Raw genomic sequence first — 11,018 nt, 5'->3', positions numbered from 1 at the left:
GTATTATAGGAGTGTCCTAGCCCATGGCATCTTGGTTTAAGAACGGAACAATCAGCGTAACGAATGGCTCTGACCTCGTTACCGGCTTCAACACTGGTTTCAACAGCTCAATTAAGCGCGGCGACACTCTCGTTGTCAGAGGCTTGAACTACGAAATCGATGGTGTCGTGAACGGCAGTCAGTTGAAACTAGTCTTGCCCTTCGAAGGTCCTACGGCTTCTAATCTCTCCTACGGCATCAAGCCTGAGAACGTGGTTGCGGACGAGATTATCGCAACGGGCACAACCCTCATCGACCGCATTGCAGATTTGATTGAAAGCGGTGGTGGCGGATCAGGTGGCGCAGGCACTCCCGGCAAGTCCGCTTATCAGATTTGGCTAGATGCCGGTAACATCGGCACACAGCAGGATTTCCTTAACAGCCTCAAGGGTGCTGACGGCGAAGACGGTCAGGACGGCGTAGGCGGTGAAGTGGAACTAGGCGCTCTGGTTGATGTCACAGAACTCGCCGGAACTCCCGTGGGCGGCACTGCTCGCTTCCTTGTTCTTCCCGTTGCAGAGGGCGTCCCCAACGTCACGCTCACGCAGTCCAGCACGGTCATGATCCCCAAGGACACGACGAGCATGGGGGCGGCGCTCTACCTCAGTTCCACCGCATCGAATTGGGTAATCACGCTCGGGCTGATGAATGTGCCGACGCCGCAGCCTGAGGTTCCGCAGCAGCCAATCGATCTTTCTGGCGAAAGCACGCTCTACGCCAGCTTCAACGCCATCACGCCGTTGGGCATCACCCTGAACGGCGCTACCGGCAGCTTCGTTCTAAGCCGCAACTTCAACGACGCTCAGCTGAAAGTCCGCCGTAAGTGGGACACAGACATCGTGACCGTTCGTGGTGCGACGTGGCAGACCGGCGCAACCGGTTCTCCTTATCCCGTCACCGGCACGGCGCTCCCTTCAGCGATGGTTCTCAACGGCGCTGGTGAAGGCACTCGAAGCTATGCCAATGGCCGCATCACTCTGGGCAAACACGCTTACCTGAAATCCCCTGCGCTTGGCTTGGAGTTCAAGTCGTCCAGCAATCCGGAAACGACACAGACGCCCCCAAGCGTCAGGCTGCATTTCACCGGGAACGCGCCAGCAGCTACCCTTCGCGGCATTATGATTGGCCGCTTGCAGGCATGGGGCGGCGGCGCTGCAACTCACTCGATCCATTGGAACGAGAAGTCCATCGAGTTCTACTATGCCCGTGAGGGCGGCGGCAGCCAGAGTGTCCTCAGTGACGAACTTGAAACCCTGACAGGCCGCGATCTCACAATCGAAACGGAATGGGTTGACGACGCGAGCGGTCCAGGTGGCACGGTTACGTTCTTCGTGAACGGCGCTCAGTATGGCGCAGCAAAGCCGACCGAATGGAAGCCGCGTATCACCCCAGCGGCTGACTTCCAGGTCAACGCTTCGGTCGATAACACCGCCGACAGTGCGGACGGCCTTGTTGTGCAGAGCGTAGGCATGACGATTGGTTTCCCGGACGTTCTCACGACCTACACCACGATTGCAGATGGTGCAGTCTCGGCCGCTGACATCGAGAACCTCGTCCTTGATGCGACAGGTGTGACGACGCAGCAACCGGAATATACGCTGTCCTATGTCGCAAACGGCAACCAACAATTCGACCTCAAGCTAATCGTCGGCGAGATGGTTTTGCCCGCAGGCCGTGCCTACAAGGCGGTCCTGGAGGATTGGTCCACCGGCATTGCCGTGCCTCATGCGCGCGAACTAATCATGACGCGCCCAGCAGCCCAGAACTGCCGCTTCGAAGACACGACCCTCTTTAGCGCACAGGGGTCATGGACCGAAGTTGTGCCGCAGGGTCCGGCACCGATCATCGACGGCATCCGCTACGGCTGCGAAGGCATCCGTCAGGGCAACTACGTCATGTTCCAGTTCGTCTACTCGCAGGATTATCCTGCTTCGCCGTTCGGTGATCCGACGGGGCTGAACACATACATGCGTCCGCATAAGTGGATGATCTACGATAACGCGGGCACGTTGATCGCCCGCGTCGAGAAACCAAACGGTGAGCCCCTGAACGCGGCCAGCACCAAGCCTGTATGGGAAGGCCAGTATGATGGCCGCTCAGTTCCTCAGATCACCGACAACAACCGCTGGTATCCGCATGGCACCGTCCGTTCGTCAGTCATTTGGCGCAGTCACGATCCTGTGGCCTATGGGCAGGCGTTCATCAATCAGCATCTGCCCGTCTTTGACAACCGTGCGAAAGACATCGCCGCCCACACCGGCTTCTCTGTCAACGGCTTCGATCCGCGCATCTTCACTGGCTCTGCTGGTGGCGATGGTCAGTCTAACGGTTTTGCCAATCACAAGGTGATGCCGTGGAATTGGGGTGAATACAACTACGAGACGATCAAGCAGTATGCGGCCAATACCAAAGACCCATACAAGAACCTCTACACCGACATTTCGGTCACGCCGAATGCCGCCCTCTGGCTGAAATACACTCCGTTTAACACCATGGGGCGCTCGCCGGTTGTCGGTCCAGGCGGAACGCGCGATGACCGCCAGATCATTCCTGAGATTGTGGCTCGCTACATGCGTGATGTGACTTCCGTTCGCGCTCACGATGAAAGGCCCATGCTGGACCTCTGCGTCAGTTATCTCACCGGCTATGCCAGCGACCCGTTCAATTCCGTGGTGAATGGCAAGATCACGCCGCTCTACAGGGGTAATGCCCGCCGCAACATCACCATGCGTAACCACTACTACGGCCCCGGCGAGGCAACGACCCCAGCCGATCAGGCCTGGTATGCACAGCTGGGGCGCCTGAGCGAATGGACCACCGGCCAGAACCCATTGCGTTGCGGCGTTCCGGGCAACGGCAAGACAGCTGACCGACCTTACTTCGGCGGCTTTGAAATCGACGCTCTCCACGCCCACCAATTCCCGCATTGGGGCTCGTTGCTCTTCCAGACCCCCGAGTTTGCGATGATCGGCGTGAACTTCACCGATCAGGTCCGCATGTATGACAACAGCATCCTACAGTCTGGCTGGGGACCGACCGGCTTTTCAGCACGTGAGCAGGCATGGAAGTTCCTACATGCTGCGCTGCTCTGGAAGACGGCTTCCTCCAATTCCACGCGCCTATACAGCCGCGCCGAAGCGGAGGATTGGTTCATCTGGGATTTGGAACTGTTCTACGATCAGTGGCTAAACAGCGACCCCGGCTTCTTGCGTCCACCTACCAACGTGATGAACAGCGATGGGTCGGTAAACGGCAACCTCGCTACTCTCGCTGGCGCAGCTAAATTCGGCCCCTGCTACTACACTGACGGCACGGGCCTTGAACTATCGGAGTTTCAGGCAGGTTACTGGCTGTCTGCAATCCATGCGGCCCATAAGCTGGGCTTCCTGAATGCGATGTCTGCCAAGTCTGAAAAGGTGGCAGCGGTTATCAACTGGCTCAAGATCATGCACAAGAAGCACATCATCGGACGCATCAACGATGCAATCGACATGAACATGGCTGGATCCGACTATCAGGTGCTTTACTGGAAGAACGCAGACGTGGTTGCTGCGGGTGGTGACGTTTCGAAGCTGCCACAGAGCATCAAGGCTGCGGCGGACAAATATGGTCGCGCTCCCAGCTGGGACACGTTCACGATCACCGAAAACGGCACCACCCGCCCTTACAGTCGCGATGGACAGGCAATGGACGCCCTGCTGGCTGGTGCAGCACTTCTGGTAGACATGGGCATGAGTGGCGATGGCCTTGAGGAAGCTGTCATCAAATCTGAGCAGCTGTTCCAGCAGAAGCTAACAAGCGAGACTGCCAAAGGATACGCGACAGCCGGTGACAGCTGGTTCAAGTATCATCAGACCACAAACAACAGGCCGTATAAGCCGTAAGCATGTGAGACAAGGCCCGCTCAATAAATACCGGACAAGGTATTTGGAGGGCGCGCCCGCGTGGCTGAAAACAAATCAATCGAAGTCCGCTACACGGTCCTTGCTCCCAATGAAGCAACGGCATTCGTCGCGGCTTATCAACTGCACCTAGATGGCGCAGTTATCACCGGGACTGTCACAGACGCCGGTTTCCATATCAACGACATTGAGACAGGCCGCAAGCAATATCTAACGCTCACGCTAGGTAATGGCTTGACGTGGAATGACAGTGACAAGGTGCTCACCGTCGTGATCCTCAATGAGCAGGTGTCCTTTGTTCGTAGGGACGCTGATTACCACTACGAAGCATTCGTAGTTATTAACAACAAGACGGAGACAATCCGCGAGGGCACGGTAACAGCCGTGAGGGTGGGCTAATGCCAGACATTGAAGTAGTCGAACTAACAAGCGGCATTGTGCCAATCCCCGGCCCAAAGGGTGACAAGGGGGACAAAGGCGAAAGCGGCCCTGCCGGTGCTACCGGCGCAGCCGGTCCTCAAGGGCAGAAAGGCGATGTTGGTCCAGCAGGTCCGCAAGGAGCGGAGGGGCCTCGCGGGGCACAGGGCCTTACCGGCCCAATCGGTGCCACCGGCCCTAAGGGCGACAAGGGTGATCGCGGAGACGCAGGGGCGTCCGGAGCCCCAGGCCTGACTGGTCCTCAGGGTCCGAAGGGTGATCGCGGCGATACTGGACCTCAGGGGCCTGCTGGTCCCGCTGGCTCGCCAGGCGCAGCCGCTAACGGCGTCTACGACTTCCGCGCCGATGCGAATGTCCTTACCATCGAGCTGACCGACGGCACTGAGCTTGAAGCAATTCTTGATGGAGTTGGTGGCGGCACTGGCCCAGCTGGTGAAGACGGAACGAGCGTCGATAGCCTGAGCATCGATGCCAACGGCCACCTTATCACCACGTTCACGGACGGACGCACTCAGGACAGCGGCTATGCCCGTGGCGACACTGGCCCTCAGGGACCAAAGGGCGACAAGGGCGATATTGGCCCTGCTGGCGCAGCTTCGACTGTGGCTGGCCCTCAAGGTCCGAAAGGCGAAACTGGCGGCGTAGGCCCTGCTGGTCCTGCGGGCGCGGATGCGATCGTGGACTATGACCTTATTCGTCAGATCGTCGCTGAGATGATTGAGGAAGCCAACAACGGTGGCGGCGGCACCGATCCAGAACCGGAAGAACCAGAAGTGCCGGTTGATCCCAGCGGCATGACGACTGTTCGCTGGACGCCAAATGGCGTGGTTTCGCCGATCCCTGCCAGCGTGTCTGGATGGAACGCAGGCGCTATCGCGGGTGATCTCGCGCCGACTGCGAACGGCACGACGCTCATTCTCGACCGAGACAGCTTCATCGATTTCGGCACAGTCGCGTTCAATCTACCGGAAACCGCCAGCTATCTGACAACACAGATTCCGTCCGTGCTTCGCATGGCTTTCAAGGGCGTCCTTTCGGCAGAAGCTGGGCGCGTCTTCGACTTCACACATTGGGCAAACTGCGACTTCAAGTTCAGCGTCCCGTGGATGGCTGACCGTCTTGTGCTTGGATACCATCGCGGCGCTGAGGGACAGCCGGAAGTTGGTGAGGACCTGAACTGTATCGCAGACTTCAAGTTGGGCGAGAACCACCTCTACGAGATCATTTGGACCAACGATGCTGCCGGTGCTGGCGGCGAGGCGAGGTTTTATATCGATGGCGTTCAAACCGGGCCGACTGTGGCGTCCGCATACAAGCTTCGCGCGTCCAACAACATGCTGATGAACTGTAACGCATCGATGGGCAACACCAGCGACGGTCGCAGGCTGGAAGTCGAATACCTCGAGATTGGGTTCAAGGCATGACCCGGGCGGCTATCAAATCTGCCCTGCAAGGGCTCGTAGAGCGCGCAAAGCGATGCGCGGGATACGTGAGCGCCCGAGCCAGCGAAGGCTCTACGTGGGCCGGTATCACAACAGCGATCATGGGCGCTGCCGCTTTGGAGAAGCCCTACAGCTATATGGCGATTGCGGCTGGTGTGATCGGCGTCTTCGCAAAAACGAAGAAGGAGGGATCGCCCGATGGTGAGTGAAACCAACGACCTGAAGAACGTCATCGACATCGTGAGCGCGGGAGTGGCCTTCGGCACCATGGCGCAGGTGCTGCCCACAGTCGCCGCCGTCGCATCACTTGTCTGGACGCTGATCCGCATCGGCGAATGGGCTTACGCGAAGTGGCAGAAGAGGCAGTTCAACCCGCTCGACCACTAAGCTCTACGTTCCGCCCGTTCGCGTCGGAAACACCGGCCCATGCACTGTCATCTTAGAGGCATCATAGGGCTGTTGCAGCGCAACCACGTCATGGTAGGTGCCGCGCAGCCAGGTATCCACGTCCTCTGGCTCTAGGATCGTAATCATCGCCCTCGGGTGGATCGGCTTCACCAATTCGTTCGGTTCGCACGTCACCATCGTGAAGCCGTTGCCTTCCGCCGTCCGCTGCCAGAACCCGGCGACCGGGAACACTGGCTGGTCCGTGACACTGAACCACATCTCGCCTTTCAGCGGCGGCTTCCCATCATTCAGATCGTGCTTGTCGGGGGTGAACTCGCAGAACTCGGTCAAGGGCACGATGCAGCGGTTTTCAGGCTTTTCGGCCAGTCTGCGCCACTGAGGTCGGCTCAGCTGCCGCACGTTCGTCATCGGCCATTTAGCCTGACCGCCAAGCACGTCCCACGTCATCACGTCCCAAGCGCGGTTGTCGTCCTGTTCCCGGATCACATAGCTGCGGCTCTTAGGCCGCAACTCGACGGGATCGAACCGATTGTGGCGTGGTCGCTCGCTGAACAATTTGGCAGCGGAGCCCCACAGCGTCTCGGGCTCGCCTCTCATTCGTGCTCGATTACACATAAGGCCTGCCAAATCTCCGGTTGCGCGCTATACGCTCTCAGCGTATATATAGGAATGACGGACAAGAACACCATTGCAGAAACGCAGGCTTACTTGAAGCAGGCCGACAAGCTGGGCATTTCCCCGGAGGATAGAGCAGCAATCAAGCTGTTCCTTTCGGAAAACCCCGAAGCCGGCGACATCATCAAGGGTAGCGGCGGCGTCCGCAAGGTGCGCTTTGCAGTCGGCAACAAAGGGAAGAGCGGCGGGCTGCGACTGTCCACGTTCTACTGGTCGTCGGATTACCCGCTCTACCTGCTGACGGTGATCGCGAAGTCCCGAAATGAAAACCTGACCGACGCTCAGGTGGCGGTGCTGGCGCAGATTGTGAAGGAGTTGAAAGATGGACGATGAGGATTTCGCAGGGCTGGTCGACGGCCTCCAAGAAGCCGTCACCGACATCAAATCTCGTCAGGCGGCTTATGTGAAAGACGTTCGCGCGAAGACGCAGCTAAGTCAGGCGGCGTTTGCACGGCGTTACCATCTGAACGTCCGCACGTTGCAGAATTGGGAGGGCGGAAAGCCTGTCGATAAAGTGGGGCAGGTATTGCTACGGTTGATTGAACGCGATCCTGTGGCCGTTGATCGGATGCTGAACACCTAAACGGCAGCCCTGACACGGTCTGAACTCAAGATCGTGTGAGCCCTGGGTTGCGCCGAGGGATGGAACCGTCACTGTTGCATGCCGACGGCCTCGATTGCCACTACCAGGGTGACGTTGGTCCACGGCACTTCGCATCGTGCGCGCACGCGATGCGGACTTAGACGGGCGTCAAATCCACATGATATGCGTGTGTCCGATTTACGGGACGCATCGTCGTGCGTTAAACAGATTGTAAATTGCGAGGACTACACAGTTGAAACCGCCCCAAAAACTCTACAAGTATAGCCCTCTTGGGGTCTACAGCCTTCGCGCGATCTGTCAGTCTGAGGTGCATCACACTTCGCCACGGAACTTCAACGATCCTTTGGACTGCAATCCAACAATTCAAATAGACCTAAATAATACGCAGCTCGCTGAATTAGCTAGCGTGATGATGCGCGAAGTGGTGAGCGAGGATGCAATAGAGAAATGGCTAGAAGGCATAGAATCTCCTGAAAATGATCAAGACGAAAAAATAGTCCAGCAAGAGGTTCTAGCCAAAATACGCAACTTGCTCGACCTTGATTTTGGAAAGCAGGGCGTTCTTTCTCTAAGTGAAAAATGGGATGAACCTCTTCTATGGAGCCATTACGCCGACCAGCATCGCGGTATCTGTATCGAATACGACGCAGCCGCTGCAAACACGTCGGGGTTAGGTAAAGTCGATTATCGCGCGCCTCGTGCTCTACGAGCCAACGATCTTTATCAATGGAAGGTGAACGGTGATGCGGCAGCGCGTAAGCGCGCCTACGACGGATACTTTTTCGCGAAGGCGGATGATTGGGAGTATGAGCGTGAGTGGCGTGACATCGCGGAGCAGGCGGGCTTGAACCCGTCGCCTTTCAAGATAAGCGCAATTTATATCGGCATGCGCTGCGATGAGGTTTGGGTAAATCTACTGAAGCCATACCTGAAGGAGAAACGTATCAGTCTCCGAAAGATAATCGTTAACGATCATACATTCGCGCTCGCAAGCGAACCTCTGAACAGCGATGACTTAGAGCTACCCACCGTAAAGACGCCTTCCGGTAAGGTGTCGGGTGGTATCTATCATGCTTTACCTAATTCAGAAACGGTTCCGAATTGGGCGAACTTGATGGCTATAGGACAGATTGCTCAAAAGCTAGGCCCTTTGATAGGTGATGCAGTCAAAAACTACCATCCAACGATTGCGGAATTAAGTAAACTATCAACGCAGCAGGTTGGGGCTATGCCAGGTATCGACCCCTCTGTGAGCCTGGCCCTTTCTTCAAAGATCAAGTGAGCATCAGCCCGCGCTCCCTTCCCCTCCCAACTTCTCTTTCCTTGTCCTGGCTGAGTTGGAGACGAAGCCAGGCAAGGCGAATAGGCTAGTTCTGGCTGGAGGACCGAACGGACCTGGGGCGAGCGACGCGCAGAGCATCAAGCGTTGCGTCGCTCGCCGTATTCTATCTTACTCTATTCTATACTATAGAGCGTCAAAACTCGCTCAAGACTGCGGGTTCTAGGGTCATTTTTCCACTGAATGCCCACTGAGTGCCCACTAAACGCCCACTGATTGACCACTAAATGCCCACTAAGTGAGCGTGCCAATTCAATCAGTGGTTTCTGCCACTGATTGAATATGCCGCATGGACTTCCGCCATGTGCTCCTCGGAGTGCATGTTAGATGGGAAACGCTTCTGGTGGGGGAAGCGCGCCATGATGTCATCCAGAATAGGATTTGGTATCAGCGGCTTCTCGGGCTCGATTTCCATGACTTCTTCGACTTCTTCAGCCTGAGCCGCGTCTGGATCAAAAGCGGCAATGTGTGCCTGGAATGCTGCCAGTTTGTCGCTGTCCGACCAGTCGAATGTGTCCAGTTTGGCCGTGACCACCTCCATGAGGCACTGGCTGATGGTGCTGCGCTTGCGCGTGACCCTAGTGAACCGCTCCATGCGCTTGAACTTCCGTTCGTCCTCCATCTGCTTCTGAGTGAGGGCAATCGGGCCATTCCAGGAGAAGTTGGCCTTCCCCCTCACGCGCTTTCGAACGCTGTCAATGAAGTTGGTTGCCTGTCGCGGAGACAACGGCTTCCCCGCCATCATCACGTCCAGCCAGGATAGTGCGCGCTTGAAGGTCTCGTCGTTTGTGTAGGCGTTGTTCTCGATGTCAGCCTCGCAGCTTTCCAGGACGCTGCGGAGTAGGGGAAGCCAACGGGGTGACTGCTCGCGCTTCTCACTCATGCTGCGCCTCCCCAAGTCAGCTTAGCCAGAACGGACAAGCTCTCATTTGGCAGGAAGATGAACATCTCTGACGTTTCATTGTCAAATGTCATGTCCCACTCGCCGGGGCTCAGTTGGTGCAGCCAAGCCTGGATTTCGTTCTCGTTGTGGCGATGGTGATCGACCTTGATCGCCAAGGCGTGAGGGTAGTGTTCCGACTGTCTCGGATCGTATGTCATCGTGTAAACTCCTGATACGAATAAACCCGCTTGTGCGGGTCCAATGCACAAGCGGGTCGAGTTCATTCGCGATAGGAGGTGTGAACTAGGTCCGCTGTCATGAGCGACAGCTTTTGGACCCTGTGCTCACATCCCTATTTATGCGCTCTGCCCCTAAACCGCGTCATTAAAGAAGCGCGTTTCTTGATCGCGACACACCGACTGCCTTGAAAGCAACTTGGCCGCCTAGAGTGACGCAAATAACTTCGCGTGGCGCTTCACATGTCCAAGCGGATTGTTGTGCCGAAATGCCGTCCGCAACACGTTGTAGGCTGTGACGATGCGAGATGGCGCAAGCTGGGCCGCGTAGTGCGAAGGCATCTCCAAGATCGAATTGGCTTCATCGAAAGCTGACAGCATCGCGTCTAGGTTGTGGTTCACCACAATTGCCTCCGCCAGAGCGTCCCACGCACTGTTTCGGCCAGCCGACGGATGGGCGCAAAGATCGCCTATTGTCAGGCGCTCACTGATGCGGCTGCTCTTGATCGGCAAGCTGCGCTGATCGTTTTGGGAGTGATCCGCGCTTGTCGGCGTTTTGTAAGTCGTGTGGACGAACGCTCCTTCCTTGCCGCCGCTATCAGGTGTGATGCGCGGGCGACCATACATCTGACCGAAAGCCATGACCTGAGACGGGTTGGATGTGTCGAAGGTAATCTGGAAATCCTGCTCGCCGGGAAGTTCGGCAAAGGACTTCTGAATGGCCGACAACATGACACCCTGCGTCAGCGAACTAGTGCCCAGCACGTGAAGCCGATTCCGCTCGCCGGTAAGGCCATACGCACGGAGCCGGGTCAGCAGTTCGACCAGCCAGAGGAAGTTGAGCCGCATGTCGCCGCCGACTGCCCAGCCCTCAAATGGCAGCACCCTCACGGTATCAAGCCATGTGATTGCCTCGTTCCAGTTGCGGCCTTGTAGGACGCTCAGGAACCGAGTGTCGCCCGTCCGATGCTTGGTGAAGTATTGATTGTTCGTAAGCGCGAAATTCCGGGCACCTGTTCGGTTGAGTGCCGCAGTGTGAAGGATGTGTCCAC

Annotated in this window: 11 protein-coding genes; 7 read left to right on the top strand and 4 right to left on the bottom strand. The window is 57.1% G+C overall.

Annotation, left to right across the window (positions count from 1 at the left end):
• Nucleotides 1-23 precede the first annotated feature (23 nt).
• The 4 genes from NTCA1_RS00055 to NTCA1_RS00040 all read left to right on the top strand — a co-directional run bounded on the left by NTCA1_RS00055 (nucleotide 24) and on the right by NTCA1_RS00040 (nucleotide 6,208).
• A complete protein-coding gene (locus NTCA1_RS00055) occupies nucleotides 24-3,923 on the top strand; it encodes a hypothetical protein (protein ID WP_159827010.1) in 3,900 nt (1,299 codons plus the stop codon).
• 60 nt (nucleotides 3,924-3,983) lie between these two features.
• A complete protein-coding gene (locus tag NTCA1_RS00050) occupies nucleotides 3,984-4,340 on the top strand; it encodes a hypothetical protein (protein ID WP_159827007.1) in 357 nt (118 codons plus the stop codon).
• Nucleotides 4,341-5,056: 716 nt separating this feature from the next.
• Nucleotides 5,057-5,803, top strand: coding sequence for a hypothetical protein (locus NTCA1_RS28605; protein WP_236549015.1), 747 nt, complete (start codon nucleotides 5,057-5,059; stop codon nucleotides 5,801-5,803).
• A 216-nt stretch (nucleotides 5,804-6,019) separates the two neighbouring features.
• Nucleotides 6,020-6,208, top strand: coding sequence for a hypothetical protein (locus NTCA1_RS00040; protein WP_159827001.1), 189 nt, complete (start codon nucleotides 6,020-6,022; stop codon nucleotides 6,206-6,208).
• 3 nt (nucleotides 6,209-6,211) lie between these two features.
• On the opposite strand, the gene NTCA1_RS00035 is transcribed toward NTCA1_RS00040, so the two are convergent.
• The gene (locus NTCA1_RS00035; RefSeq protein ID WP_159826998.1) at nucleotides 6,212-6,844 is read right to left on the bottom strand and encodes an SOS response-associated peptidase family protein; all 633 of its coding nucleotides are present in this window, start codon (nucleotides 6,842-6,844) and stop codon (nucleotides 6,212-6,214) included.
• Between the two features lie 54 nt (nucleotides 6,845-6,898).
• Between NTCA1_RS00035 and NTCA1_RS00030 the strand changes: the two genes are divergently transcribed.
• From NTCA1_RS00030 to NTCA1_RS00020, 3 genes are all read left to right on the top strand, one after another.
• Nucleotides 6,899-7,237 (top strand): hypothetical protein, encoded by a 339-nt coding sequence (locus tag NTCA1_RS00030; RefSeq protein WP_159826995.1) that lies wholly within the window; start codon nucleotides 6,899-6,901, stop codon nucleotides 7,235-7,237.
• On the top strand, nucleotides 7,227-7,487 hold the full coding sequence (locus NTCA1_RS00025) for a DNA-binding transcriptional regulator (protein WP_159826992.1): 261 nt from the start codon (nucleotides 7,227-7,229) through the stop codon (nucleotides 7,485-7,487). The genes NTCA1_RS00030 and NTCA1_RS00025 overlap by 11 nt, the downstream gene beginning before the upstream one ends.
• A 253-nt stretch (nucleotides 7,488-7,740) precedes the next feature.
• Nucleotides 7,741-8,790 carry a DUF2971 domain-containing protein gene (locus NTCA1_RS00020; RefSeq protein WP_159826989.1) on the top strand — a complete coding sequence of 350 codons (1,050 nt, stop codon included), beginning with the start codon at nucleotides 7,741-7,743 and terminating at the stop codon, nucleotides 8,788-8,790.
• A 313-nt stretch (nucleotides 8,791-9,103) separates the two neighbouring features.
• Here NTCA1_RS00020 and NTCA1_RS00015 read toward each other — a convergent pair whose 3' ends face one another.
• The 3 genes from NTCA1_RS00015 to NTCA1_RS00005 form a co-directional block, all read right to left on the bottom strand.
• On the bottom strand, nucleotides 9,104-9,730 hold the full coding sequence (locus NTCA1_RS00015) for a hypothetical protein (RefSeq protein WP_159826986.1): 627 nt from the start codon (nucleotides 9,728-9,730) through the stop codon (nucleotides 9,104-9,106).
• Nucleotides 9,727-9,948 carry a hypothetical protein gene (locus NTCA1_RS00010; RefSeq protein ID WP_159826983.1) on the bottom strand — a complete coding sequence of 74 codons (222 nt, stop codon included), beginning with the start codon at nucleotides 9,946-9,948 and terminating at the stop codon, nucleotides 9,727-9,729. The genes NTCA1_RS00015 and NTCA1_RS00010 overlap by 4 nt, the downstream gene beginning before the upstream one ends.
• A gap of 225 nt (nucleotides 9,949-10,173) precedes the next feature.
• Nucleotides 10,174-11,018, bottom strand: an 845-nt coding sequence (locus tag NTCA1_RS00005) for a hypothetical protein (RefSeq protein WP_159826980.1), incomplete at its 5' end; no start/stop codon positions are given.

Origin of the sequence: Novosphingobium sp. TCA1 (genome assembly GCF_009811895.1) — a bacterium.
Classification (GTDB): Bacteria; Pseudomonadota; Alphaproteobacteria; order Sphingomonadales; family Sphingomonadaceae; genus Novosphingobium; species Novosphingobium panipatense_A.
Note: the sequence above shows the minus strand (reverse complement) of the source record. Positions and strands in the feature narration are given on the sequence as shown.

Bases quoted from the DNA above. Each gene is read 5' to 3' on its own strand.
- NTCA1_RS00030 (WP_159826995.1), top strand. From the start codon at position 6,899: ATGACGGACAAGAACACCATTGCAGAAACGCAGGCTTACTTGAAGCAG.
- NTCA1_RS00040 (WP_159827001.1), top strand. From the start codon at position 6,020: ATGGTGAGTGAAACCAACGACCTGAAGAACGTCATCGACATCGTGAGC.
- NTCA1_RS00025 (WP_159826992.1), top strand. From the start codon at position 7,227: ATGGACGATGAGGATTTCGCAGGGCTGGTCGACGGCCTCCAAGAAGCC.
- NTCA1_RS00010 (WP_159826983.1), bottom strand. From the start codon at position 9,948: ATGACATACGATCCGAGACAGTCGGAACACTACCCTCACGCCTTGGCG.
- NTCA1_RS00015 (WP_159826986.1), bottom strand. From the start codon at position 9,730: ATGAGTGAGAAGCGCGAGCAGTCACCCCGTTGGCTTCCCCTACTCCGC.
- NTCA1_RS00035 (WP_159826998.1), bottom strand. From the start codon at position 6,844: ATGTGTAATCGAGCACGAATGAGAGGCGAGCCCGAGACGCTGTGGGGC.
- NTCA1_RS00055 (WP_159827010.1), top strand. From the start codon at position 24: ATGGCATCTTGGTTTAAGAACGGAACAATCAGCGTAACGAATGGCTCT.